General features: G+C 63.7%; 22 protein-coding genes and 1 pseudogene. 6 read left to right on the top strand and 17 right to left on the bottom strand.

Features of this window, described 5'->3' with window-relative positions; all coding sequences use genetic code 11:
• Positions 1–4 precede the first annotated feature (4 nt).
• Positions 5–193 (bottom strand): annotated as a pseudogene (locus HNR01_RS14610) (IS3 family transposase); the annotation flags it as partial.
• 216 nt (positions 194–409) lie between these two features.
• Here HNR01_RS14610 and HNR01_RS14605 point away from each other — a divergent pair.
• Both HNR01_RS14605 and HNR01_RS14600 read left to right on the top strand, forming a co-directional pair.
• Positions 410–1219: a class I SAM-dependent methyltransferase gene (locus HNR01_RS14605; RefSeq protein WP_183668266.1), complete on the top strand. Its 810-nt coding sequence runs from the start codon at positions 410–412 to the stop codon at positions 1217–1219.
• 99 nt (positions 1220–1318) lie between these two features.
• Positions 1319–2194 carry an alpha/beta hydrolase gene (locus HNR01_RS14600; RefSeq protein ID WP_183668264.1) on the top strand — a complete coding sequence of 292 codons (876 nt, stop codon included), beginning with the start codon at positions 1319–1321 and terminating at the stop codon, positions 2192–2194.
• A 120-nt stretch (positions 2195–2314) separates the two neighbouring features.
• Here HNR01_RS14600 and bcsN read toward each other — a convergent pair whose 3' ends face one another.
• The 15 genes from bcsN to HNR01_RS14525 form a co-directional block, all read right to left on the bottom strand.
• Positions 2315–3340: a cellulose biosynthesis protein BcsN gene (gene bcsN, locus HNR01_RS14595; protein WP_183668262.1), complete on the bottom strand. Its 1026-nt coding sequence runs from the start codon at positions 3338–3340 to the stop codon at positions 2315–2317.
• The gene (locus HNR01_RS14590) at positions 3337–5295 is read right to left on the bottom strand and encodes a hypothetical protein (protein ID WP_183668260.1); all 1959 of its coding nucleotides are present in this window, start codon (positions 5293–5295) and stop codon (positions 3337–3339) included. Before HNR01_RS14590 ends, bcsN begins: the two co-directional genes overlap by 4 nt.
• A complete protein-coding gene (locus HNR01_RS27615) occupies positions 5280–6158 on the bottom strand; it encodes a hypothetical protein (RefSeq protein ID WP_246417513.1) in 879 nt (292 codons plus the stop codon). The genes HNR01_RS14590 and HNR01_RS27615 overlap by 16 nt, the downstream gene beginning before the upstream one ends.
• Before the next feature lie 375 nt (positions 6159–6533).
• A complete protein-coding gene (locus HNR01_RS14580) occupies positions 6534–7376 on the bottom strand; it encodes a metallophosphoesterase (RefSeq protein ID WP_183668258.1) in 843 nt (280 codons plus the stop codon).
• Complete coding sequence (locus tag HNR01_RS14575; protein ID WP_246417512.1) at positions 7373–7861, bottom strand: metallophosphoesterase; 489 nt, start codon at positions 7859–7861, stop codon at positions 7373–7375. The genes HNR01_RS14580 and HNR01_RS14575 overlap by 4 nt, the downstream gene beginning before the upstream one ends.
• Before the next feature lie 275 nt (positions 7862–8136).
• Positions 8137–9057 (bottom strand): Kiwa anti-phage protein KwaB-like domain-containing protein, encoded by a 921-nt coding sequence (locus HNR01_RS14570; RefSeq protein WP_183668254.1) that lies wholly within the window; start codon positions 9055–9057, stop codon positions 8137–8139.
• Entirely contained in the window at positions 9054–9662 is a 609-nt protein-coding gene (locus tag HNR01_RS14565; RefSeq protein ID WP_183668252.1) for a KwaA family protein, read from the bottom strand. Before HNR01_RS14565 ends, HNR01_RS14570 begins: the two co-directional genes overlap by 4 nt.
• 388 nt (positions 9663–10050) lie before the next feature.
• A complete protein-coding gene (locus HNR01_RS14560; RefSeq protein ID WP_183668250.1) occupies positions 10051–10470 on the bottom strand; it encodes a GIY-YIG nuclease family protein in 420 nt (139 codons plus the stop codon).
• Positions 10471–10864: 394 nt separating this feature from the next.
• Complete coding sequence (locus tag HNR01_RS14555; protein ID WP_183668248.1) at positions 10865–12331, bottom strand: ApeA N-terminal domain 1-containing protein; 1467 nt, start codon at positions 12329–12331, stop codon at positions 10865–10867.
• Positions 12332–12378: 47 nt separating this feature from the next.
• Positions 12379–13107, bottom strand: a complete 729-nt coding sequence (locus HNR01_RS14550; RefSeq protein ID WP_183668246.1) for a DUF6602 domain-containing protein — start codon at positions 13105–13107, stop codon at positions 12379–12381.
• A gap of 47 nt (positions 13108–13154) precedes the next feature.
• On the bottom strand, positions 13155–14054 hold the full coding sequence (locus tag HNR01_RS14545; protein ID WP_183668244.1) for a CBASS oligonucleotide cyclase: 900 nt from the start codon (positions 14052–14054) through the stop codon (positions 13155–13157).
• Positions 14054–14557 (bottom strand): HORMA domain containing protein, encoded by a 504-nt coding sequence (locus HNR01_RS14540; protein WP_183668242.1) that lies wholly within the window; start codon positions 14555–14557, stop codon positions 14054–14056. The genes HNR01_RS14545 and HNR01_RS14540 overlap by 1 nt, the downstream gene beginning before the upstream one ends.
• A complete protein-coding gene (locus HNR01_RS14535; RefSeq protein WP_183668240.1) occupies positions 14554–15027 on the bottom strand; it encodes a CBASS system Cap8 protein in 474 nt (157 codons plus the stop codon). Before HNR01_RS14535 ends, HNR01_RS14540 begins: the two co-directional genes overlap by 4 nt.
• Positions 15024–15911: an AAA family ATPase gene (locus HNR01_RS14530; RefSeq protein ID WP_309236228.1), complete on the bottom strand. Its 888-nt coding sequence runs from the start codon at positions 15909–15911 to the stop codon at positions 15024–15026. The genes HNR01_RS14535 and HNR01_RS14530 overlap by 4 nt, the downstream gene beginning before the upstream one ends.
• Positions 15912–16338: 427 nt before the next feature.
• Entirely contained in the window at positions 16339–20070 is a 3732-nt protein-coding gene (locus HNR01_RS14525) for a vitamin B12-dependent ribonucleotide reductase (RefSeq protein ID WP_183668238.1), read from the bottom strand.
• A 521-nt stretch (positions 20071–20591) separates the two neighbouring features.
• Between HNR01_RS14525 and HNR01_RS14520 the strand changes: the two genes are divergently transcribed.
• The 3 genes from HNR01_RS14520 (at position 20592) to HNR01_RS14510 (ending at position 23013) form a co-directional block, all read left to right on the top strand.
• Positions 20592–21008: an NADH:ubiquinone oxidoreductase subunit NDUFA12 gene (locus tag HNR01_RS14520; protein WP_017486740.1), complete on the top strand. Its 417-nt coding sequence runs from the start codon at positions 20592–20594 to the stop codon at positions 21006–21008.
• Positions 21009–21153: 145 nt separating this feature from the next.
• A complete protein-coding gene (locus tag HNR01_RS14515; RefSeq protein ID WP_183668236.1) occupies positions 21154–22251 on the top strand; it encodes an SMP-30/gluconolactonase/LRE family protein in 1098 nt (365 codons plus the stop codon).
• Positions 22252–22353: 102 nt separating this feature from the next.
• A complete protein-coding gene (locus HNR01_RS14510; protein ID WP_017486738.1) occupies positions 22354–23013 on the top strand; it encodes a DUF2155 domain-containing protein in 660 nt (219 codons plus the stop codon).
• A gap of 54 nt (positions 23014–23067) precedes the next feature.
• Here HNR01_RS14510 and HNR01_RS14505 read toward each other — a convergent pair whose 3' ends face one another.
• Positions 23068–23547 carry a monooxygenase family protein gene (locus HNR01_RS14505; RefSeq protein WP_183668235.1) on the bottom strand — a complete coding sequence of 160 codons (480 nt, stop codon included), beginning with the start codon at positions 23545–23547 and terminating at the stop codon, positions 23068–23070.
• A 47-nt stretch (positions 23548–23594) separates the two neighbouring features.
• Here HNR01_RS14505 and HNR01_RS14500 point away from each other — a divergent pair, with 47 nt between their 5' ends.
• Entirely contained in the window at positions 23595–24218 is a 624-nt protein-coding gene (locus HNR01_RS14500; RefSeq protein ID WP_183668233.1) for a TetR/AcrR family transcriptional regulator, read from the top strand.
• The last annotated feature ends 18 nt before the right edge of the window (positions 24219–24236 follow it).

The raw sequence follows: 24236 nt of genomic DNA, 5'->3' as shown, positions 1-24236 counted from the left end.
GTCCCTGGTTCGGCTCCTGAGGCACAGCGGCCGGAGCCTGCGTGCCCAGTATTCGCCCAAGGCCGCCGCGCCTGCGCACCGATTACCGCTCCTCCCGGTCGAGCCGGAAGAGCTTCTTGTGATTCAGCGTGGGGCCCTCGCCCGGCAACAGGATGAGCAGACGCTGATAGCCGAACCGGCTCTTCTTCATCGCCCCTCTCCTGGACAACGGATCCTAGTTTCGGAATGAGGGCAGACCAGGGGCAAGGTCATCCGACATCTGATGATTGCCGAATGTGCTGCGGGAGCACTGAGGTTCATGTCGGAGGCTTGCTCGGAGTTAGTCGGATCGGCGATGAACATGACGATGGACTTCCGCATGCGAGAAGCTGCATCTTGATCTGGGGGCCCCGTGTGAGTTGGAGGCACCATGAGCTACGAGATCCAACCTCATAACGCCAAGTCTGCCAGTATCTGGAACTCCGGCGGAGCTCAGTACAACGAGATCAGTCGCGGCATCGCCGACAGTATCGAACACTGCGTGTTGCGGCTCGATCCGAAGCCGGGCGAGCGGGTGCTCGACCTCGCCACCGGCACAGGCTGGACTTCGCGCGTCGTCGCGCGGCGGGGTGCACAGGTGACTGGGGCTGACATCAGCGCCGACCTCTTGTCGTTCGCCGCCGAGCAGGCGCGGACCGAGGGCCTCGACATCCTCTACCAACTGGGCGACGCCGAGAATCTGCCTTTCGCCGATGGCGCGTTCGACGCCGTCATTTCCACCTGCGGCGTGATGTTCGCGAGCCGGCCTGAGGCCGCAGCCGCTGAGTTGGCGCGGGTCTGCCGCAAGGGCGGACGGATTTGCCTCACCACCTGGCTGTCGGACGACAATGTGTTCAGGATGTTCATGGTGATGAAGCCCTTCATGCCGCCGCCGCCCACTTCGGCCCCGCCCTCGCCATTCGAGTGGGGCCGCACAGAGCGGCTTGAGGAGCTGCTGGGTCGGGACTTCGAGTTAGCTTTCGAGAAGGGCGTCTCGTTCTACCGCGAGCCGACCGCCGAGGCAGCCTGGGAGCGGTTCGCCGGCGGCTACGGCCCGACCAAATCCCTGGCGACCAGCCTCGACGAGGATCGGCGCGCCGATCTGCGCCGCGACTTCATCGCCTTCCATGCTCAGTTCTCGACGCCGCTCGGTATCTGCGTTCCCCGTCAGTACTGGGTCACGCGTGGCATTCGCCACTAGCCTGAGCTTGGCAGGGCCGTGATGAGGAGCGGCCTTGCTACGATACGGCTCAACTTATCGCCTCGATCCAGAGCATCACTCCTGCGCAAGGAGGCTGGCATGAAGCGTTGCGCAATCCTCACTTTGTCAGTGCTCGCGATTGGTCCGGCATCGGCCGAGCCGGTGGAGCTCGCGGTCTTTCGGGATCTGTTGCGGCCTCCGCCGACGCTGCAACTCACCTACGGTGACGCCCCGTCTCAAGGCATCGACGTCTTCCTACCCGACAGCTCTGGCCCACACCCAGTCGCGGTTCTCATCCACGGCGGTTGCTGGAGTGTTGCCACCGCCGGGCGCGAGCAGATGCGTCACCTGGGCCCAGACCTGACGCGGCGCGGCGTTGCCGTGTGGAGCATCGGCTACCGGCGTGCCAACGAGGACGGTGGCGGCTATCCCGGAACCTATCAAGACGTCGGCGCCGCTCTGGACCGCCTCGCTGAAGAGGCGGGAGCCCACCACCTGGACCTCTCGCGCGTGGTGTTCGTGGGGCATTCGGCGGGTGGCCATCTCGCCCTCTGGGCAGCCTCGCGCGGCTCACTTCCCGCCGCGAGCCCTCTTCGAGCCATAACTCGGCTTGTGCCGCGGGCTGTGATCAGCCTGGGCGGGGTAGGGGATCTTGCGACGTTCGCGCGGTTCGTCCCTGTGCTCTGCGGCCCGGGCATTGTCGAGCGGCTCGCTCCAGCCGACAAGCTATCGGAGGTCTCACCCGCAGCCCTCCCGCCTGCAGGGGTGCCGATCTTTCTGGTCAGCGGCGTTCTGGACCGGCTCACGCCGCCATGGGTTGCCTACGACTATGCCCGCGCTTTGCGAGGCCGGTCCGGACGCGCGCCGCAGCTCATCAACGTCCCGGATGCCGGACACTTCGACTTGGTCACGCCGCCGGCGCCGGCTTGGCAGGAGGTGAGTCGTCTCATCGAGGCATCGCTGGGTCCCAAGTAGGTTGCTGTCAGACCGATATTTGCGCGGGCGATGAATGCCGTCCGGACATCTGCTGAGGACGCTGCCGGCCCGATCTATTCCGGCGCACCCGAAGCATCCAACAAGTGAGCGCAGAACACATCACCAGCCCTGAGGTGGCCTGGGTCCGGTGGGGAAGCGGGCCGAAGACTCGGTCGGAGCGCTTTGCGGATTGGGGGAGGAAGTCCCGGAAGTGGGGCTAGATGGCGGCACCGCGTCGGTGAGGAAGCGCGGGCGATCCGTTGCGCTGCCCGCAGCAACCGGCCGGGGAACCGCTGGGAGGGCAGGTCCAACGGCGGCGGGTGCGGGCTGCGCTAGGTATTGCGGGGCTGCAGGCCCTTGCGGCAGCATCACGAGGGTGCGGCTGCCGTTCACCGCAACCGACGTGGCGGCCGCCTGGGGGCTCGCCGGAACCGCGGAGGCAGCCGTCTCGGCCGGTTCGGTCTGCTTCGGTTTCGGGCTCGCGACGCGTCGGCGCTGGATTCCCGTGCCCGGATCCGACGCCGGCCCGAGCCGCATCCGGACGAGGTCGGCCAACAGCGCCTCGGCCCCGGTCGGCTGCCGATGGCAATGCTGCACGCGCAGAGAAACCGAGACCGGTCCGCGCAGCGCGCTGCGACCCAGTTCGACGCGCTCGAGGCCGTCGATCCATTGCCAGGCGTAGGCGCAGCGTTCGCTCAGGGCCACGCCCAGGGGGCCGTAGGCGTTGTGCACAGGCCGGCTCACGATGCGGTAGGCGTTGCCGCCTTCGAGGCTCGCGAGTTCGGCAGCGATGCCGGTCCGGCTCGGCTTCGCCATGGCCGGGTCGTCCCAGACGCGGCCCGACGCCACCGTCAGATCAATCCGACCGCGGGAGCCCGCGAAAACGATGCGCTGCCTCAGGCCGGCGCTTGATTGCGTCTCGGTCACGGAGGCCACGGGGCCGCTGTTCGGGAGCGAAACGAGCGGCCGGTTGCCGGTCGTTCCGAGCGCGCTGAAAGCGGTCTCGAAGCGCGGCGTCGTCCGGCGCGCCGTTGAGCTCTGGCAGGCGCCGAGCAGGGTGAGGCCGAGCAGGACGCCGCCGATCCGGAACAGCGAGCGTGCGGTGGGGCGGTGCGGCCGGTCGAGGCAGAGCATCGGTCCCATCATCGATCCCGTCCTGCAATGCCCGGTTCACCGCGGCCAGTCGCGGCCGTATCGAAGGGGCCGAACCGCTCCCCGTCCCGGAACTGGCCGGGCCGCGGCGAACCGGCCTGGATCGTTGTGCCGGTCTCGGCTTGCGCGAGGGTTCCCACCGCCGGCGTCGGCGGACCCGCCTGCAGGCTCGCCCGAACCATCCCGTTCCAGCCCGGCAGCAGGGTGAAGCCGTAGCGCTCGTAGGGCATCGGCCCGACGCCGACGACGCGCCGGGCGATGAGCGGCGGGGCGTCGCGCACCTCGCGCAGGTACTCGCCCTCGCGGGGACGCGGCGGAGCGGCACCGCCCTCGCCCTGTCGCAGCGGGTTCTCGGCGGCGACGGCGATGGGGAACTCGCCGCGCAGGACGGGGAGTGGCCGGACCGCCACCGCGGCCGCGGTGGCGGTCGGCCTGGGAACCTTGATCCGGGTGGGCGCGGCGGCCGCCGGCTGCGGCGTTGCCGGAGCCGGTCCGCAGGGGCCGGTGTCGCGCGCTTGGGGGTCGGGTTCGGCGAAGACGAGCCCGACCACCTTCGGGAACAGCCCGTCGTAGCGGTTGACGATCTCCAGATATTCGCGGGTCCGCTTCAGGCGAGAGAGGCTGAGGGCGTAGCCGAGAACCGAGGATTCTCGCGGCTTCCACCCCACGGCCCGCTGGAACCAGTCGGCGGCGGCATCGAACTGGCAAGCATTGTAGGCGTACCAGCCCAAGGACTGCGCGCCCTCCGCCGAGCCGGTCGCGAGGACGACCTTGGCGAAGCGGTCGAGCCGCTCGGGCTCCACGGCCGCGCCCGAGCTCTCGCCCAGGCTGCGTTCCATGATGTCGACGTAGAGAGCGAGGTTCGTCACGGAGGCGGCACGCCACGCGAAGACGATATCCTCCGCCTCACGGGTCTGCCCCATCTCGCGCAGGGACAGGGCCAGCCCCGTCGCCACGGCGGCGTCGCCGCCCCTGCTCTGGGCCAGCTTGAACCAGTCCAGCGCCTCCCGGAACTGGCGGCGGTGATAGGCGTACCAGCCGAGCAGGGCGATCTGCGACGGGTTGCCGAGGCGGCGGGCCTGCTCGCCGACCGCGGCGAGTTCGGCGGGCTCGATCCGCCCCGCCGGCTCCCCGTGCAGGACCGCCACCATGCGGGCCCGGGTCACGTCAGGCCGGATCGCCCGGAACTCGTCGGCGCCGTCCGCGCCGCGGCTGCCGAGGGTCAGAAGCGGCTCGACCGACGCGATCGGCATCGCCGCCATGGCTTTCTGGACCGTCGCGAGACGCAGGCCCGCATCGGTCTGCTCCGTGAGGAGTGTGCGGTAGACCGTGGAGGCTTGGGCGAGGTCGCCCGTGCGGGCATAGGCTTCCGCCAACGTCCAGGCGATGTCGATGTCGAGATTCTGCACGGTCTCCTGGGAGGCCTTCACCCGGGCGATGATGGCCTCCCAGGCGCCGTCCCGGACGGCCGCGCGGGCCGCGCTGCGCAGGGTCCCCCGGTTCAGCTTGCGCGCGAGATCCTCCGAGGGCTGCCAGCCGGGATCCGCCGATTGGCGCACGCTGATGGCGGTGCGCAGCTCGTCGAAGCGACCCGCCGTGAAGAGATCCCACATCGGAGCCTCCTCGGGTGGGCTCGGCTTGAGGGTGTCGAGGTCGGCGGGAACGGTCCAGTTCGGGTGGCGGCGGCGCAGCCGGGCGATCTCGGCCTGGACGCGCTCGCCCTGGCGCTGGGCTGCGTAGAAGCGCAGCGCGCTCTCGTCGATGATCTCGGCGCTCCCGGAGAGCTGGGGTGTGTCGAGGATCACGGCGCCCCGGCGCTCGTCGAGCTGGAGCACGCCGGTGCGCACGGGGGCGGGCTGCGCCGCCGCGGTCACGGACCAGCCGAGGCTTCCGACGACGGCGAGCAGGACCGGCCCGGCGGCGCGCAGCGGGTTCAGCGGCCGAGGCATGGCCGGTACCTCATGTTGGCGGCCGTCAAGGCCAGGAGGTGGAGTGTGGCGGGATAGTAGTTCTCGTCGGCGGCCGGATCCTGAAGACCGGCCGGCAGCGGTGCGCCCGCCACCGCGCAGGCGGCCAGGGCCGGGATGATCGCGTAGCCGGGCTCGGCCATGCGTCCCGCGACGGACCCGCTTTCCGTGTCGATGATCGGCAGTCCGGCCGGGTCCGGCTCGCTCCAGAGGGCCAGCAGTGTGCCCAGACGTGCCTGGGATGCTTCGCTGAGGCGACGTACAGCCGCGGCGGCGGTGTCGCCGACACGGATGCAACCGACCAGATCGGCGAAATCCAGGCCGGCGCGATGAGGCACGCGACGGGGCATTGTGCCGGTGACCGCCTTGATGGCACGGCGGATCACACGGTCGGACGGCGGTCCGAGCGCCACGCTGATGTCAGCGCACGCGATGAGGCTCGGCGGCAGCAGAGCGGCTGGGTCGTGGCAGACGGCAGCAACGCGCAGGCCGTCGCCGATCCGGACGGCGACCTCCCCAACGTCCTCGGGCTTGCGCCTGTAGCGTGTGCTCCCGTCGCGGACCTCGATCTCATGCCAGGATCCGAGCGCGCGCAGCGCATCCCGGACAGACTCGACCCAAGCAGGCGACGGCACCTTCACCAGGAGCAGGAGCGAGCGGGCCTCACGGACGCGCCTGAGTTCGGCACCCGTCAGCGCATCCTGGAGCAGGATGAGCGGCAAGGCCTTCCTCGGCGTGGAATGCTTGCCGGTTTGCCGACGCGGCGGCGGCTTGGACGGCGCCTCATCGTCAGGGAGCTCGAAGAAGTCGGTGGCGTTGGTCTCGGTGGTTTCGTCGTGCGTCATGGCTGGCCCCATGGCAGGCCAGCCCGACGCCGAGGGCGCGCAGGTCAGACGCTGCGAATGGTGGTGTCGGAGTGGTGCAAGGCGCGCCACGGCTGGGATGCGGCCGAGCGGACGCTCGACCGACAGACATGCCGGGCCAGACGTTTTTGAAGAGGGCAGGGACGGTAGGGACTCAGCAACATCGGGAAGCCTCTAAAATCAGCCTCCCGGACACCTGCTCAAACGGAGCGGTTAGGCCAAGAGGATCGTCAATTCGGGAAGAGCTGCGACGCTGGTCGCCTTTTGCCAATGATGTACATGACGCACCGATATAAATTCGAATCATCTAGATCAGCTGCGGATCCTGATTTGTCGACATTCAATCCGCCGGCATGCTTAATAGGTCGGGAGGTTTCCTTGATCCGTCTGAAGGACGATGACCTCATCCGGAACGAACCCCGACCTTTCGTCGATGTGGCCACGGGGATTGCAGGCCAACCTCGTGCGGCCGACCCTGTGGTTGGCGGCCCGATGCACGTGCCCGTGAACCCAGAGATCCGGCTTCCGGTCCTCGATCAGCTCGGTCAAATCTGAGGCGTAGCACCAAGCGAGGTCGGCGTGCGGGTTCGGCAGGCTGCTCCGATGGGGGGCGTGGTGGGTCACCACGACCGTCGGACCCCAATGGGGTCGGGCGAGCTCGGCGTCGAGGAAGGCGCGCGTCGCACTGTGCATCGCCAGCACCTCGCCGGGCTCGATCCTATCCCGCGAACGAGGTCCCGTCCTAATGCGTCGGTAGTCCATCATGCCGAAACGGCCCTGGGCGGACCGGAAGGCGTGTGTGATCCCGAAGCTGCCCAACCGGAAGTCCGTCCATAGCGTGCCTCCCAGGAACCTCGTGCCGCCGATCACGGCCACATCGTCGTGCAGTAAGTGGATACCGAGCGCAGCGGCACGCTCCCTTCCGCGTTCAAGTTGGCCCTGGATCGTGTAGCGCTCTTCGCCGCGGTCCCACCAGAAGTCGTGGTTGCCCGGCACGTAGACGACCGGCACGCCCGGCAGGCGCTCGGCCAGCCACTCCAGGGACCGGATCAGCGGCACGTGCACGTCGCCGGCGACAACGGCAACGTCGAAGCCGGCTGCCGGCCGGCCGGCGGCCGGATCCCAGGCATTCTCGGGCCGCTCCTGGTGCAGGTCGCTGAAGGTCCATAGACGCTGTCCGCTGGGAGCGGGTCCAGTCATGGCTCCCCTCCCGCTGCTAGGACGTCGAGCCGTGCCAGGATCTCTTCTAAGGTCACGGGGCGCCAGTTCCATCGGTCCACCCCGACGTCGGTGCTCGTGCCCTCGGGCGCATCGGGCAGGGTGCCGTGGGAATGCCCGTAGAGGTGCAGGTCGCCCCGGTACATCCGATACCAGACCCGATGGGCGTAATGGCTAAGCCAGATGCCTCGCGATACCCCGTCCGGCCCGCGGGCGTGGACATGCGCCACGTCAAGGATCGGTCCGTACCAGGGAAGGCGCTCGGCCACCACGTCGTGGTTGCCCCGGATCAGCCTCTTGCGCCCGTGGAGGCGGTCGAAGCACCGAAAGGCATGGTCCTGAGTGCACCGGAACGCGAAGTCGCCCAGGTGCCAGACCTCGTCGCCGGGCCGCACGACGGAATTCCATGCGGCAATCAGCGTCTCGTCGTGCTCCTCGATGGAGGCGAACGGGCGGCATGTGCTCATGCCCCCCGTGACTAGCTGAGCATGGCCAAAGTGGGAGTCTGCTGTGAAAAAGGTCCTAGACATGAGAGCCTCTCGCTCGTGCGGAGGCTCGGCACGCGGCGCAGCACTCCGGGATCAATCGGACGGATGCGGTGCCAAGCGTTTCATGTTGAGGGATCTCTCAAAGGGGGAGAGACGATCGCCTAGACGAAGGTTCCCGGCAAGTGTCGGAAGCGGGGTGCACTGCCCCCGTCCACCGCTAAATGGCGTTCGCCAGCCCGTAGCCGCCATGGCGATTAAGCGACGGGCTCAGTGCTTGGTACGTCGTAAAACTTCGAGTCGAGCCTGGATTCTAACCGGTGATTCAGAAGGGCCTGAAAGATGTGGCGGCAGGTCTCTGCGGTGGGAACGATCCGCCCTTGATCATCGAAGGCGATGTCGAGGCTCATGTTCTTATGCTCGGCTACCAGGCGCGCTATGAAGCTGGCGTCCTTGTAATGACCCTTTGTCTGTATCGCGATGGCACGACGAAGGTGGATCTTGTTGGATCCAACGAACTCGTCGAGCGGACCAAGATCCGAAAACAGCGCAACGAACTGAGCCTCCTGCTTGAGGGTCGAGAACGCATGCTCGTGGCCTGCCTTGTACACTAGCACCGACTCAAAATTCGGTTTGCTCCTGATGAAAATGCGTTCGTCGAGCACGAAGAAATCGAAGTTGGGGCGGATGGTGAAGACGGGGGCCTCCTCTACACCCAGCTCATCGTCGGAGTAGACCGCCCGAATGAAGCCCGTGGTCCTCCGCGTCGACCAACTCGTGTCGTTCTTGCTCACGGCGAGCATGGTCTTCTCGTCCCTGACGAACTTGATGACGCAGAACTTGCTGTTGGCCAAGTCTTTGACGCTGCGGGCCTTACGCCCGGGCGTGTCGTTCGCCACCTCGGCAGCGATCAGGTGCACGTATGTCTCGTCAGTCTGAATCGTGAGGGCGCTGCCCTCATTGTTCTGCACCAATACGTCGTACTCGATCGTCTCCGTGATCTCGCCGAGCGCGCTGCCGACCGCCTCCTTGAGCCTGGCAGAGAGGTTCTCGGTGATGCCGACCCATCGCCCCGTGAACCTCGGCCGACCGTCTTGGCCGGGCGAGGTCTTGAACACCCATACCGTGACGTCCGCACCCGTAAGATCAAAACCCTTCAGGTCCGGAAGCGTAATCATCGGCTAGCGTCCCCCTTATTCCCCCGGACGACCATAACGTCCTGGAGGTGACCCTGAAGGTAGGTGCGGTCAGGCTCGATATCGACCTTGGACAGCATGCGACCCACGAAAATCGCTGTCGCTCCGTGATGGACATACTTCACCTCGAACAGCTTCCAACCGAATGCCGCGAGGACGGGGTTGAGCACGATCTGACCGGACCTGTACGTGATCCAAAAGATCCAGCTTAAGAACACCGCGAACCCGATAAGCTTGGCCCCCTGTTCGAAGTCCAGGCTGATGAACGAGACGACGTACGGGATCACGTAGTTGATCAGGTCAGCAGGTATATGCTTGCTTTCTATCACCTTCACCCGCTGCGTGGTCCGCAGGGCGCGAAGGGCGACGAAGGTGGCGGCCATGCCCATCGCGCAGACGGCGACGGCGCCAAGGGACCAAAAAGGATTCTTGAACGGGCTCGCGCAGGAGAGGGTGATTATCGACCAAACCGGGCAGATCCCGCGTTTCACTGACTCCAGGTCGATGTCCTGCGCGAGCAGGATCAGGCTCAGGGGAAGGTAGGACCCCAGGTAGATGGCCGCCGCGATAAGGATCCTGAGTTGCATGTCTGCGAGGTTCCGATCACACACGCATGCCGGAAGCCGTCGCGACCGCCCACGCCGTTGAAGCGCCACGGGATCATGACGGCACGAACGTGCTAGGGCTAGCTGGCGAATCTACCCATCCCGGACCTGGGAAGGGCAGATCCGCAATCACTTTCGTTCCGTTTCTGTTCTTACATGGGGATGATGCCGAAACAAAACGAGTGGTACCGAGCTCTCCTCGTTCCCTTGGATAAACGCGTATGTGAGGGTGGCCGCAGCGCGACCAAATTGGATCGCGCCGCGGCCGTATCTTCGACGTTGGCGTCCTTGGAATGGTAGTAGTCGAAGTCGTCGATTTGGCTATCACTAAGAAGGGGAACCATGCCTAGTTCGTGAAGCCTCGTCGATCTCAAGAGGTCTTCTGACGGAACCTGCGCTCCCTCTCGTTCCACTCGGGATCGTAGAGCCAGATCAGAACCTGCTCGACCGCGGAAATGCGGCTGTCGTCTTCGATTGCGATCCACCTCGCGGATACGGTCTGCTTGATGTGGTCGCGTCTCAAGGTCCGATCTGGGAACTCAGTCGAGAAGGCGCGCTGGATCGCATGACTGTCGTCGCCGGAAATATGCTTGCTTAATAGCCTGTCTTTCAGTCCTTTCGATCCTTTCGCCTCGCCCACGTACTTCACAGTCTCGCCGACGAGGAGCATGTAAACGCCATTGGTGTTCGGCGGCTTTGCCGCGCCCAGCAGAACAGGGGGAACAGCCAACAAGGCGCTCACGTCCTGTCTGACGAGTTGCAGGGCATCGTCGATGGGCATCTTGCTCACGGCTTCGCACTCATCCTGGAAGATTCGGTGACACAAACGGGGAAGCGGGGTCCGGCAGCCATGATGGCGGGAGGTTCGTCGGATTGCGTCGTTTAGTGGGGCGAGCGCCTCTCGAACTGCATCGCACAATCCCGCTTCGGCGCGAAGCTAGCGGTGGCGTGGACGACGGCGCCGCGCGTTGGAGCAGCAGTTGCAGGCTTCCAGGGCCCTCATCAGCAAGGCGCCGAGCTCGCGGCTGAATCAGCCAATCTCGGGGACGGCCCCCGGACGATGCATATCAGATCGACGCTGACACTTGAACTGATGCCACGCATGAGGTCGTCGGTCACGAGCAGGCCAAAGCGGGTCGTCCCGGTACACCAGCCGTATAGCCGCCTTGCCGACGCAGCTAGACCTACAAAGGCCCATACCAGTCCTCATGCTTCATGAGGGCGGCATTATTGGCGCCGCTGAAGCAAGGGGAACTCTGCGCTGTCTGGCTAGCAAGCGGTGTTCTTTTATGTAAATATTCATTGAAGTGGCTCAGAGCTTGATGGTGCTGCGCTAAGTACGATACCTCAATGCCGAGGTCGCCAAGAGTGTGCAGAGTCAACAAGCCGTTTAAGGCTCTAACCTCTGAATAATATTTGTATATATCATGTTTATTCATTTGCGGCACAGAGTGAAAAACTGCACCACGACGGTTGTTTATGCTCTTCGCCAAAGAGGTCGGGAAACAAAACCCAAGGCCATTGAGCTCCTCAATTGAACGTTCTATGAGCATCGGCAGAGAAGCTGATTTGCGTTTAACTACCTGAATGTGTTTTTTGCTGAACTGAATCAAGGCATCGTTCTTCGAGAGTTCGACCCAGCCAAAAAATTCTTTCTCTTGCTGAGCAAATTCGACCTCCTCTTTCGAAGCAAAACGACGCTTTACGAATTCCTCGAAGGCTGGCATCAGGACAGCAAATCGCGAGTTCAGGTCTCTTGTGAAAAATCTGCTATGCTCGATGGCATAAAATCTGTTCATAAAGCCATCTGAATCTGATAAAAATTTTTCAAGCACTGTCTTAAGATCGGCGCCGCCCCAACCGTCGACATGAATACAGTCCATCGGGCGCAAGTGCATCTTGTTGATCCACTTTGTGCCCCCGATTTCAAGGGTCCCTTCGTGGTGGCGTAAAATACCATTTGAATTGTATGTTCTTGAAGTCCAGGTCTTATAAATAGGCGGCTTCATTGGGCAGCCGATTAAAAAGCCAAAGAGAGAGTTCAGTCGCGTGCAGTACGAAACTACCTCGTTCAAGGACTTATTTTCATGAAATTCAACTCTGAAATTTGCCACGGGGATTATATGTGCTGAGTTTTCCTCCTTAGTAATGTTGGAGGTCGAGTTGATAGTAATTATTCCGAAATCAGCTATTTCTATTTCAATTTTCTCTGGAGGGCTAAGCTTTATTTCAGACCGCATGGACTCGTAGTCATGCTTGACCTGGAATGGTATGCGTCGAAACCAGGTCCCAAATGAACTGGCGTCAAATGAGATGCCTTTGAACTCACGTTTATCTCCATCCTCAATTGGAAGTCCGCGCAACAGGGAGTTAAACTTACCTTTTATTATAGTTCTTTGAAAATCATACCCTGCTCCCATTTTTCCGGGAGATACGTTGCTCCATATGGGCTTGATCAAAGTGGATATTTGCTGATGGTCTAGCAGAGCAATTACATGCTCCTGATCGAATGGTTCCTCTCTAAGCGCATCTGCGTGATCTACAGACCTTACGAGCTCAAATTCAAAAATAGACCCAGGTTTGTTAGGCGTTTTGATCTTTCCTACCCACGCCTCTTTCCCATCAACTGGATCTGGAACCAAAATCCACATGCTGAATACCTTTTTTCGCTGAATTGAAGATGGGGACAATGACCGCCTCAACGTGGATCATTAAGCCATCTTGCGTATGCTCGAATATCGATCATTGGAACAGTTGCCGTGCTTTGCAGTCGCGCGATTAGCTCAAACAGAAATGCCGTGGCAGGCCTTCCCTCTGAGGTCAAATCATAGCTGCCGCTACCGTCATCCCGTGAGAAATGGCCATGGGCTGCGATGCACCCTAGATCCAGCCGGTTTTCGGTATTGTTCTTAGACAATGCTTGGGTTAGTGGATCGCCCATAGCTGGAGTCCAGGTGCTGTCAAATGTGAGAAGACCGCCCAGGATGTGATGAGGCGGCTTCGGAGGATACGTTCCACCCGCATGCGGAATAGGCAAGCTTGTCCGTTGAAGTTTCCGTACACTGGCGATCTTGCCTTGTGCGTATGCCACTTGACCTGCGTCGATAGCCTGCTTCGCCTCGAAGACTGCGTAGACGCTTTCAGCGGGTATAATGGCGTGACCATCCTGCTTCAGGATAAAGGGTGTGTACTGGCGATCGAAAATGACAATGTCGATTTGCTCGCTGAAGTTTCCGTCGCTATCGACAACAAACGCAGTGTCGGATTGGTAGCGGGAAGGCAGGTACTTGAGCAGCTCAAGCCAGACGGTTTCGCTAGCCTCACCTTTCGCGACAGGATGACCGTAGAGCTTTCGAGCACGCTCCAGCCTGCCTTGAATGTCGTCGTGCAGGCCTGCCAATAACACAGGCAAAGACCACCCGCTCATGGGCTACTCCTTGATTGAGGGCTAAAGGATCAGTGTGCCGCCTTGTTTCAGGACAGCGGGAACTTCGGTCCAAATAATGCTCGCCAAGCCTTGAGGGCCTCACCATTCTGACCCCGCCGTGTTAGGTGGATTGCCGAACTGGCTTCTCGGCTCGCCTCGTGGAGAAGTTTCGCTGCCCTATCCTTGCGAGTGGTATCCATGCCGTCGCTGATCGGAGGCCCGAGGCCCGCGGGGTCCGGCCACGTCTCATGGATCCGGTCTGCCAGGGTCGAAAACAATCCCTGGATCTCTCTATCGAAATTGCCGCCCCACGGGACGTGAAGGCACTGCAGGCTCATGACCTCCAGTAAGAAGGAGGGCTTCACCGGCTTCTCACCATGCCTGGGATTGTTGTTCCAGTATTTAATCATCCGGACCAAGCCCTTCCATTCACAGTCAAAGGCTTGATGCGCTTCCACGGCTTTCTTTGCGTGAGTCTGCGGATTGGTGCCGATCCACCTTCCAAGCGTGTCGTCGGGTATCTCAAAGTCATTATTCTTGTCGAAAGCGGGGACGACGTCGAGGCTGATTACTCGGTAGTCGGTGTTATCATCTGCATCGGCCTTTACGCCGAAGTCTACGTTGATTGAGCGATTTTGCCGTTTTGCGTTGCTGCTGCCGTACTTCTCGACCAATGCGGAGTGGAAATCATCAAGTATGACCGCCGGCGCCTTGTCTCGGTAGTGCTTCTCCGATGTCTTTAAGACAAAGAAGATGTCGACATCCTTGAGCGGCTTGGTCTTCGTCCAGCGCGCGTAGGAGCCTGTCAGAAAGCTGCGGTCAATCTTGAACTTGGTTTCGATGTATTCGCGGACCTCCTTCTGGCGGGCTGATGCGTTGGCTTGCTCCTTATCGTTCAATTCAAGCCGGCTTTTGAATTTTCGAAACGCTTCGTCTACGCTGAGCATCAGATCCTTCTCCAATATGCACTGTTTGCACCTAATCCGTAATGCTCGACGGTGGAGCCTAGACTTTGGCGAACCATCCCGTCCGTTGATCGCATGCTGCACGACGACCACCCGTCGACGTTGGGGCGGTTCGGCTTGCACCTGAGAATCAGGCTGTAGCTTGCGTTCTCGGGCGCTACGCCGGCCTTTCGGATCGCGTATTTCAGCTGTTCTGTATCAGTCCAGAAGTTGCCTTCACCGCTCGACCAGCCGTAGACGATGTCGATGTCCCATCGTATAATCAGCGCTCCAGAAATCGGATTGTAGATTTCTAGGACAACTGTTTCCAGATCTTTGGTTTCGAGCCAAGTTCGTAAGCCACGGTTGTTTAACTCCCAGTTGTTGATGAAGTTTTGCGGATTGAGACCGCTCAGACGGATAATATCCTTGAGGGTCCTTTGAATGTTGTCGGCGACGTAGGTGACAGAATTCGTGTAGGTGTTGACAGTGACCGATGTCGTCATCCGAGGAGACCTTTCAGGTTCAGGACCAAACCCTCGCTTGCCTCAGCCTTCTCGGACTTTTCAGGCGTTACATCATCGGCCTCGTTCCGGGCGGTGATCCGGGAGGTCTTCTCCTTGAGGGCTGCCTGGACCCAGGTCAGATCTTCGTCCTGACAAGGGATCGAGACCCTCCAATCACCCTTCGTCGCATCGTGCGACAGGCCAGATTCGTTGTAGGTATCGGCCTCCAGGGCATCGTCGTCGTACAGGCAGTAGAACCGCGTCCTGGGCCCCTCGCACGTCGCAATGATCGGAGCGTTCTGTGGGCAATGATCCGCGATGATGCTCGCGACGATACCTGTCACGGAACTCATCTCGGTCCTGGCTTCCGGAGCCCCGCCGGCGGTCAGGATTGTGATGATCAGTTCCCATGTTTCCCGGGCGTCGCGGTAGGGAGTGCTGCGGATGGTGCGTCTCACCACCGAACTCATCGAGCGCCTCCCTTTCTGCGGTTAGCCTTGGCTGCCTTGAGGGCTTCGAGCAGCATGTCCGCTGACATCAAGTTCGGGTTTGCCGCTGTCTCAACGGTGGCAGCCATGGCATTGGCGACCGTCTTTCGAATGGCGCGACCGTCCAATCCGACGCATTCCGCAGCGCATCGGGAGAAGAGCGGAGAGGCGGCAATTGAGCCGATGGTCGGGTAAGCCGCGCCGATCCGCGTGAGACAGTCCTTTAGGATTTGCTTGCAAGCGTCAGCGTTCGGTAGAGGCACCTCTAAGATGAGGTCGCACCGGGACGAGAAGGCGGCGTCAACCGCATCCGGAAAGTTGCTTGTGGCAACGAAGAGGATGTCCGGGTATCTCTCCGCTAGGTCGTCAAGCTGGGTGAGCACAGCATCGGTCGCACGGTGGATGTCGACCGGATTCGCGTCCAGACTGAGCTTGGTGCGATCGGTTGCAAGGGTCTCGACCTCATCCAACAGGACGATGATCGGACCTGCCATCGCGGCTTCTGCGATGGTTTGCGAGAAAAGTTCGGAGACGGCCTTCTGCGTTTTGCCCATAGCCGAGCTGCCGAGCACGTGCGGGTCGACCTCAAGCAGCTTGATCTTGGCGCCTCCGAAAGACTGGGCGACGCGGTTGGCCAGCCCTCTCGCCAGCGACGTCTTCCCAGTACCCGGTTGTCCAACTAGAAGAATGATGCCGTGCAGGGGAAGAACTGTGCGCGAGATCTTCCTCCTAACCGTGAAATTTAGAACGGCCTGAGCGTGCAGCTGTCGTTTCGTCTCGGGGTCGATGATGATCGAGTCCCACAGCTGACTCAAATCATTGTCGGGTAGCTGGCGGATGCAGTGAATACCTTTCGGTGTTTCCACTTTCTTCTCCTTAGGGTTTATAATTAGCCTTAATGCTCGCTTGTCGGAGTGCGAGGACGATGGGACTTTTCGCCTCCTACTGCGTGCGGCTCTATAGCCAAGCTTTCACGGTTTGTTCTTTGTTGTTTTCAAGGTCGCCCTAAATGGGCGACCTTGGATTTTGGATTAAATACTTGCAGATGCGCGGAAAGCGGGCGGAAATTTATGTGTCCCGCTGGATTAATGCATGCTCAGAGCGTCAAATGCGCGATGGGCCCTAATTTTGGAACCTGCGGCTCTTGTGGTTGCCGCAGGTTCTAGCCGTCAGGGTTGGGAGACCTGCCTGGCTATGGTCGCCGCGGACACCCTTCACTTCCCGTAGCTGACACACTTCCCGTGAAAACTGACAAACCTCGGGTTCTCTCACAACATCGTGTCTACGGAATAATCACGAGCACCCTGTTGTGGACCCGCAGGTGTCGCACTTCAGGCAGGTGCCGTTGCGGACCAACGTGAAGTTCGCGCATTCCGGGCAGGCCTCGCCGACATAGCCCTTCATCTTCGCCTCGGCCCGTCGATCCGCGACGCTGCGTTCCGCCTTCGATTCCGGCTTGGCGAAGGGCAGCGTCTCGATGCTGCCGACGCTCTGCGGCTCCGCCTTCAGGGCGGTGGCGCCGCGCACGGCATGGACCGTCCCGCCCGCAGGCGCCGACTGGCCCGTCGCCGCTGCGCCGACGCCCGTCGTGGCGCCCCCCGGACCGCCCTGGATCAGGGTGAGCCGGTCGGCCGACCCCCGCAGCAGACCGCGGGAAACGATCGCCGAGGCCGCCGGTGTCGGCTTGCCGGATTCGCGGGTGGTGTCGCCTTCGCCGCCGCCGAGCACCGTGCCGCCGATCTCGGACGGGTTGACGTGGGCGAGATCGGTCCGACCGAGATAGGACACCGCCAGTTCGCGGAACACGTAGTCGAGCAGCGAGGTCGCGTTCTTGATCGCGTCGTTGCCCTGCACGAAGCCCGCCGGCTCGAAGCGGGTAAAGGTGAAGGCCTCGACGTATTCCTCCAGCGGCACGCCGTACTGGAGGCCGAGAGAGATCGCGATGGCGAAGTTGTTCATCAGGCTGCGGAAGGTGGCGCCTTCCTTGTGCATGTCGATGAAGATCTCGCCGAGCCGCCCGTCGTCGTACTCGCCGGTGCGCAGATAGACCTTGTGTCCGCCCACCACCGCCTTCTGGGTGTAGCCCTTGCGGCGGTCCGGCATCTTTTCACGCGACCGAATGCGTTCCACGCGCTCGATCACCCGCTCGACGATCTTCTCCGCCGCCGCCGCCGCCTTGGCCGCGGCCGGCGCCTGGATGATCGCCTCGAGCGCGTCCTCCGCCTCGTCCTCGTCGTCCGCGATCAGCGCGGCGTTGAGGGGCTGCGACAGCTTGGAGCCGTCGCGGTAGAGGGCGTTGGCCTTCAGCGCGAGGCGCCAGGACAGCAGGTAGGCCGCCTTGCAATCCTCGACCGTGGCGTCGTTGGGCATGTTGATGGTCTTGGAGATCGCCCCCGAGATGAAGGGCTGCGCCGCCGCCATCATGCGGATGTGGCTCTCGACCGAGAGGTAGCGCTTGCCGGTGCGGCCGCACGGGTTGGCGCAATCGAACACCGCGTAGTGCTCATGCTTGAGATGCGGCGCGCCCTCCAGCGTCATCGCCCCGCAGACATGGGTGTTGGCGGCTTCGATCTCCTTCTTGGTGAAGCCGAGGAACGGGAGGAGTTCGAAAGTGGGGTCGGCCAGCTTCTCGGCGGGCACCTTGAGGGTGTCCTTCAAGAAGTCGTCGCCGAGCGTCCAGCGGTTGAACACGAACTTGATGTCGAAGGCCGACTTCAGACCCGCTTCCACCGCCGCGATCTTCTCATCGGTGAAGCCCTTGGCGCGCAGGCTGCCGGGGTTGATCGCCGGGGCTTGACCCATCGAGCCGTGGCCGACGGCGTAGGCCTCGATCTCGGCGATTTCGGCCTCGCGGTAGCCGAGCGCCCGCAGGGCGTCGGGGGCCGCTTGGTTGATGATCTTGAAGTAGCCGCCGCCGGCGAGCTTCTTGAACTTCACCAGCGCGAAGTCGGGCTCGATGCCGGTGGTGTCGCAATCCATCACGAGGCCGATCGTGCCCGTCGGCGCGATCACCGTGGCCTGCGCGTTGCGGTAGCCGTGCGCTTCACCGAGCGACAGCGCGCGGTCCCAGGCGGCGCGGGCATGGGCGCCGATATCGGCCTGAGGGATGTTGGCGTGGTCGAGCGGCACGGGGGCGACGTTGAGGCCCTCGTAGCCGGCGGCCTCGCCATGGGCGGCGCGGCGGTGGTTGCGGATCACCCGCAGCATGTGATCGGCGTTCTCGGGGTACGCCTCGAAGGTGCCGAGCTCGGCCGCCATCTCGGCGGAGGTGGCGTAGGCCACGCCCGTCATGATCGCGGTGAGCGCACCGGCCAGCGCCCGGCCCTGATCCGAGTCGTAGGGCAGGCCCATGGTCATCAGCAGGCCACCGATATTGGCGTAGCCGAGGCCGAGCGTGCGGTACTTGTAGGAAAGCTCGGCGATCTCTTTCGAGGGGAACTGCGCCATCATCACCGAGATCTCGAGCACCACCGTCCAGAGCCGGTTGAGGTGCTCGAAGGCCTCGACGTCGAAATGCTTCGACTGCCGGTCGTACATCGTCAGCAGGTTGGCGCTGGCGAGATTGCAGGCCGTGTCGTCGAGGAACATGTACTCGGAGCACGGGTTCGAGGCCCGGATCCGCCCGCCGGTCGGGCAGGTGTGCCAGTCGTTCATCGTGGTGTTGAAGTGCAGGCCCGGATCGGCGGACGCCCAGGCGGCCTCACCGATCTTCTCCCACAGCTCGCGCGCCTTCACGGTCTTGGTGACCTTGCCCGTGGTGCGCGAGGTCAGGCTCCAATCGTCGTCGGTCTCGACGGCGCGCAGGAATGTGTCGGTCAGCGAGACCGAGTTGTTGGAGTTCTGACCGGCCACCGTGAGGTAGGCCTCGGAATCCCAGTCGGTGTCGTAGACGGGGAACTCGATCTTGGTGAAGCCCTGGCGGGCGAACTGCACCACGCGCTTGATGTAGGCATCCGGCACCATCGCCTTGCGGGCGGCCTTGATCTCGCGCTTCAGCGCCGGGTTCCGCTCCGGGTCGAAGCAGGCGTCGCCCTCGGCCTCGCACTGGGTGCAGGCCTTCATCACCAGGGTGAGGTGCTTCGAGACGACCTTCGAGCCGGTCACCAGCGCGGCGACCTTCTGCTCCTCCTTCACCTTCCAGTCGATGAAGGCCTCGATGTCGGGGTGATCGATATCGACGATCACCATCTTGGCGGCGCGCCGGGTTGTGCCGCCGGACTTGATCGCGCCCGCCGCCCGGTCGCCGATCTTGAGGAAGGACATCAGCCCCGACGACTTGCCGCCGCCGCCGAGTTTTTCGTTCTCAGCGCGCAGCATCGAGAAGTTGGAGCCGGTGCCGGAGCCGTACTTGAACAGGCGGGCCTCACGCACCCACAGGTCCATGATGCCGCCCTCGTTGACGAGGTCGTCCTGCACCGACTGGATGAAGCAGGCATGCGGCTGCGGGTGCTCGTAGGCGGTCGCCGACTTCGTCAGCGCGCCGGTCTTCGGGTCGCAGTAGAAATGGCCCTGGCTCGGGCCGTCGATGCCGTAGGCCCAGTGCAGTCCGGTGTTGAACCATTGCGGCGAGTTCGGCGCCACCATCTGGCGGGCGAGCATGAAGCGCAACTCGTCCATGAAGGCCGAGGCGTCGTCTTCCGAGGAGAAGTAGCCCCCCTTCCAGCCCCAGTAGGTCCAGCAGCCGGCGAGCCGGTCGAAAACCTGGGTCGAGGAGATCTCGGAGACGTAGCGCTCCTCCTCGGGCAGCGCGCTGAGCGCGGCCTCGTCCGGCACCGAGCGCCACAGGAAGGAGGGAACGCTGTTCTCCTCGACCCGCTTCAGGCGGGCCGGGACGCCGGCCTTGCGGAAGTACTTCTGGGCCAGAACGTCGGCGGCAACCTGGCTCCAGCTCTCGGGCACGGAGATGCCGTCGAGCCGGAAGACGATCGAGCCGTCCGGGTTGCGGATCTCACTCACCGCCTTGCGGAAGGTGATGGACGCGTAGGGAGACTGGCCTGCCGTGGTGTAGCGCCGCTCGAACCGCATGAATCCCTCTCCCTCGGAGCCAAGCGGCCCCGTGCCGCGGCGCGCGCCGCGATGCTTGGATGAAAAGCCGGAACTTGCCCCGGCCGGTCCATGTCCCCCTCATCCCGTCAGGTGGGAGGACTGTCCGTCATGCGGAAACAGGGTCTTTGCCAAACCCCGCCGAGCCGTCCGAAGCGATGCCCGAACCTTACGTCCGGGCGGCCATCTGCGTCAATAACTAGTGCCGGCTACCCGTGTTCCGCGCTAGATGTTGTGTTCTGCGCCATAAACCTGTGGATATCCGAGGCGTGTCGCTAAGTGGCCTTTCGGCCTCAATGAATCGTGCGGGAAATTTTTTCGATTCACAGGCAGGGCCGAGCCCGGAAGCCTCACCGGCCGGTTTGATAAGGTTAACGGCCGCACGAGGCGGTCTCGGCGTGCCGAAAATGCGACAGCGCCGCAGGGCGCTGGACTCGCGCGCGCGTGACGACCATAACGGCCCGGCGACGGCGCCCGCGGACCCGTCGCCCGCCGGAGGAACCATGGCCCTCAAGGACACGCTGCTGCGCATCTTCACGTGGTGGAACGGGCAGACCGTCTCGCTCGCGCTCTACACCGCCCGCAGCGGCACGTTCGTCGGCTCCGACGAACTCGGCAACAAGTACTACAAGGCGCAAGGGCCGCTGATCGACCGCTCGGTCGGCTCGGAGCGGCGCTGGGTGGTCTATAACGGCTACGCCGACGCCTCTCGCGTGCCGCCGGGCTGGCGCGCATGGCTCTGCCACAACGGCGATACGGCGCCGAGCGAGGAGGATTACAAGCCTCGCGAGTGGCAGAAGGCCCACGAGGAGAACCTCACCGGCACGGCGGCCGCCTACCGGCCGAAGGGTTCGCAGCTCTCCTGGGGCCAGCGGCCCGCTGCCACCGGCGACTACGTCCCCTGGACGCCGGGCGAGTAGCCCGTCCTCTCGCTGCAAAAGCCTTTCACGGCAGAAGCTTCTTGAGTCAGTAGCCTCTTGAGGTCAGCCTCTTGGGTGCCGGGCCGGTGAACGGATCGGCGCGTCGGGCCTTGTCCCTTCATCGAAGGATGAGGGGGCAAGACCCATGCGAGCGACGACGTTGGCCCTGCTGCTGTGTCTCGGCACCGGCGCTGTGCAGGCCCAGGAGGCCGATGCACAGGCGCAGGCCGAGCTGACACCGGTCCTGAAGTCCGAAAGCCTCGTCTTCAACGGCATTACCCGGTCCAAGGACGGGCGGCTGTTCTCGCCGTTCCAGCGCCAGCAGAAGGACAAGGGGATCGAGCTGGGCGAGTGGGTCGACGGCAGGCCCGTGCCCTATCCGGATGCCGCCTGGAACGGCTGGAAGACCGGTGACGACGCCTCAAAGGCCTTCGTCGGCGCCAATGCGATCCGCATCGGCCCGGATGGCGACCTCTGGGTGGTCGACAAGGGGGCGGCCGAACTCGGCGGGGCGCCGCTGCCCGGCGGTCCGAAGCTCGTGCAGATCGATCTCTCGGCGAACAAGGTCCGCAAGGTCTTCCCCCTGGAGGGGGCGACCACGGACAAGAGCTTCATCGACGATTTCCGCTTCCACAACCGCAAGGTCTACCTGACCGATGCCGGCCAGCCCGGGATCATCGTCCTCGACCTCGACGACGGTTCGCTGCGGCGCGCGCTCGACGGACATCCCTCGACCGTATCGCAGCGTCCGCTCACCGGCGAGAACAGGGTGCTGCTCGATCCGAAGGACAAGCCGATCGCGATTCACGCCGACCAGCTCGAAGTCTCGCCGGACGGCAAGTGGTTCTACTATCAGGCCTGCACCGGCCCACTCTACCGGATCGAGACGAAGTGGCTCGACGATGCGGGGGCCAGCGACACCGAGCGCGGCAAGCATGTCGAGCTGTTCGCCGCCACGGTCTCGACCGGCGGCACCGCGATCGATGCTGACGGCAACCTCTACGCCTCCGACACCGACAATCTGCGCATCCTGAAATTTGCGCCCGACGGCACCCAGAGCACGCTGGTGCAGGATCCGCGGCTGGTCTGGGGTGACGCGATGTGGATCGACGAGGAGGGCGGGCTGTGGATTCCGGCCGCGCAGATGAACCGCAGCAAGGCGATGAACGGCGGCACGGCGAAGATCGCGTTTCCGACCACGATCTTCCGCATGTCGATCGGCGCCAAGCCGGTGCGGAACTAGGGGCAAACGGCGCGGCCGCCCTTTTTCGACCACCCTTGGGGTGTTGGAACGGCCGGATCGTTTGCCGGCCGTGGCGGCCGGAGCCAGACTCAAGAGGGCGCCTTGAGCCGCATCCCCGCAACCGTTCTGCGCCGGACCGCGCTCGGCACGCTGGCGCTGGTCCTGTCCGCGCTGCCGGCTTCCGCCGACAAGATCAAGAACCCGACCGCGGTCTTCTCCGGCCTCGACAAGATCACCGGCCGGATCGTGACCTTCGAGGTCTCCATCGACGAGACGGTGCAGTTCGGCGCCCTGCAGCTCACGCCGCGGGTCTGCTACTCGCGGCCGCCCACCGAGACGCCGAAGACCACGGCCTTCCTCGAAGTCGACGAGGTGACGCTCGACAGCAAGTACCGGCGCATCTTCACGGGCTGGATGTTCGCGGCGAGCCCGGGGCTGCACGCCATCGAGCACCCGATCTACGATGTGTGGCTGACCGATTGTAAGGGCGGCACCGATGTGATCGCCGAGGCGCGTGAGCAGGAGGACGTGCCCGCGCTCGCCTCCCGCCAGGACAAGCCGAAGAAGAAGGGGGCGGACCCGACCAAGACCGCCCAGCAGGTCAACCAGAACGGTCAGGTCGACGTCGAGGGCCCGCGTGGCGTGCCGGTCCAGCCCAAGCAGAAGCCCTCGCGGAAATTCTTCCCGAACAACGAGGGCCCGGCCCCGGCACCGCCGCCCCCGCGCGAGCCGCAATCGATCTTCGACGCGATCTTCCGGTAGGGCCTCCTCTCGAAAGGTGGTCACCGGCCTTCGGGACGGTGTTCCATCGGCTTCCTACGAAGCCAGACGCTGCCGCGAGGTCATGAACGGCCCCTCCGGCCGGCGGGCGGCGGCGAAGGTGCCGAGCCCGATCGGGCGCGGCATGCCGACATAGATCGCCTCCATCCCGCCGGAGAGCCGGTAGGCCTCGTGCCAGAAGCCGTTGCCGGCCGCGTCGCGGCTGAAATCCCGCCACCACGTCTTGTGCGGGTCGGAGCGGGTGAAGGCCTCCAGACTCTCCAGATCGCGCCAATACTGCCGCATGCCGATATGGTTGAGGCCGTAGACGAGATTTTCGTGCGCGAGCAGCCCGTCCGGCATTTCCCGCTGTACCTGGCTCAGGCCGCGTCCGATGCCGAGCAGCGCCCTCAGGCCCCGCAGCCGGCCGACCCGAAAGCCGAGATAGACCACCACGAGATCGGGATAGCCCGAGAGATCGACCGAGTCTCGCCGAGGGCGGGAGTCCCGCACCGCTTGCTCATCCGACGCTCGCATGGCATCGACTCCATGTTTACACCGTAATCATAGGTAAGGCGTTTACAGTGTCAACATCGAGGTCCGAGGCGGGATCGGGTAAGGGCGGCTATCATCACGGCGATCTGCGCGAGACGCTGGTCGCGGCCGGACTGTCGATCCTGGAGGAGGGGGGCGATGCGTCCGCCCTCGGATTGCGCGAGGCGGCGCGGCGGGCCGGCGTCTCGGCCATGGCGCCCTACCGGCACTTTCCCGACAAGGATGCCCTGCTCGCGGCGGTGGCGGCGGTCGGTTTCGAGCGCCTGCGTGCGGCGCTTGAGGCGGCCGATCGGGAAGGGGGGGGCGAGGCCGCGAAGCGGGAGGCTCTGTACGCCCAAGGGGAGGCTTACGTCGCCTTCGCCTGCACCCAGCCCGGCCTGTTCCGCCTGATGTTCGCGGCGCGCTCCGGCGGATCGCGACCTCATGGCCTGTGTGAGGCGTCGGCGGCGGCCTACGCGGTGCTGTCCGAGCGCGTCGCCACGATGGTGCCGGCAGCGGTCGCGGCCGAGGAAGCGCTGCGCTCCTGGGCGCTGGTTCACGGCATCGCCTCGCTCGTCATCGACGGCATGGTCGGCGAAGCCGTGCGCGCCGATCCGCGCGCGGCGGCGTCGTTCGCCGGCCGGCTCCTGAGGCTCGAACCCATTCCCGGATAGTCGAGGCCGGGATCCCGA

The organism is Methylorubrum rhodesianum, from assembly GCF_014199985.1.
Taxonomy (GTDB): domain Bacteria; phylum Pseudomonadota; class Alphaproteobacteria; order Rhizobiales; family Beijerinckiaceae; genus Methylobacterium; species Methylobacterium rhodesianum.
The sequence above is the reverse complement of the archived record's forward strand: the minus strand, read 5'-3'. Positions and strand labels throughout refer to the sequence as shown.

What these genes read in the sequence shown, in the direction of transcription:
- HNR01_RS14545 (WP_183668244.1), bottom strand. Translation starts at nt 14,054, where the DNA reads ATGCTCAGCGTAGACGAAGCGTTTCGAAAATTCAAAAGCCGGCTTGAA.
- HNR01_RS14575 (WP_246417512.1), bottom strand. Translation starts at nt 7,861, where the DNA reads ATGAGCACATGCCGCCCGTTCGCCTCCATCGAGGAGCACGACGAGACG.
- HNR01_RS14550 (WP_183668246.1), bottom strand. Translation starts at nt 13,107, where the DNA reads ATGAGCGGGTGGTCTTTGCCTGTGTTATTGGCAGGCCTGCACGACGAC.
- bcsN (WP_183668262.1), bottom strand. Translation starts at nt 3,340, where the DNA reads ATGATGGGACCGATGCTCTGCCTCGACCGGCCGCACCGCCCCACCGCA.
- HNR01_RS14580 (WP_183668258.1), bottom strand. Translation starts at nt 7,376, where the DNA reads ATGACTGGACCCGCTCCCAGCGGACAGCGTCTATGGACCTTCAGCGAC.
- HNR01_RS14590 (WP_183668260.1), bottom strand. Translation starts at nt 5,295, where the DNA reads ATGCCTCGGCCGCTGAACCCGCTGCGCGCCGCCGGGCCGGTCCTGCTC.
- HNR01_RS14600 (WP_183668264.1), top strand. Translation starts at nt 1,319, where the DNA reads ATGAAGCGTTGCGCAATCCTCACTTTGTCAGTGCTCGCGATTGGTCCG.
- HNR01_RS14565 (WP_183668252.1), bottom strand. Translation starts at nt 9,662, where the DNA reads ATGCAACTCAGGATCCTTATCGCGGCGGCCATCTACCTGGGGTCCTAC.
- HNR01_RS14505 (WP_183668235.1), bottom strand. Translation starts at nt 23,547, where the DNA reads ATGCGAGCGTCGGATGAGCAAGCGGTGCGGGACTCCCGCCCTCGGCGA.
- HNR01_RS14540 (WP_183668242.1), bottom strand. Translation starts at nt 14,557, where the DNA reads ATGACGACATCGGTCACTGTCAACACCTACACGAATTCTGTCACCTAC.
- HNR01_RS14570 (WP_183668254.1), bottom strand. Translation starts at nt 9,057, where the DNA reads ATGATTACGCTTCCGGACCTGAAGGGTTTTGATCTTACGGGTGCGGAC.
- HNR01_RS14605 (WP_183668266.1), top strand. Translation starts at nt 410, where the DNA reads ATGAGCTACGAGATCCAACCTCATAACGCCAAGTCTGCCAGTATCTGG.
- HNR01_RS14515 (WP_183668236.1), top strand. Translation starts at nt 21,154, where the DNA reads ATGCGAGCGACGACGTTGGCCCTGCTGCTGTGTCTCGGCACCGGCGCT.
- HNR01_RS14525 (WP_183668238.1), bottom strand. Translation starts at nt 20,070, where the DNA reads ATGCGGTTCGAGCGGCGCTACACCACGGCAGGCCAGTCTCCCTACGCG.
- HNR01_RS14535 (WP_183668240.1), bottom strand. Translation starts at nt 15,027, where the DNA reads ATGAGTTCGGTGGTGAGACGCACCATCCGCAGCACTCCCTACCGCGAC.
- HNR01_RS27615 (WP_246417513.1), bottom strand. Translation starts at nt 6,158, where the DNA reads ATGACGCACGACGAAACCACCGAGACCAACGCCACCGACTTCTTCGAG.
- HNR01_RS14555 (WP_183668248.1), bottom strand. Translation starts at nt 12,331, where the DNA reads ATGTGGATTTTGGTTCCAGATCCAGTTGATGGGAAAGAGGCGTGGGTA.
- HNR01_RS14520 (WP_017486740.1), top strand. Translation starts at nt 20,592, where the DNA reads ATGGCCCTCAAGGACACGCTGCTGCGCATCTTCACGTGGTGGAACGGG.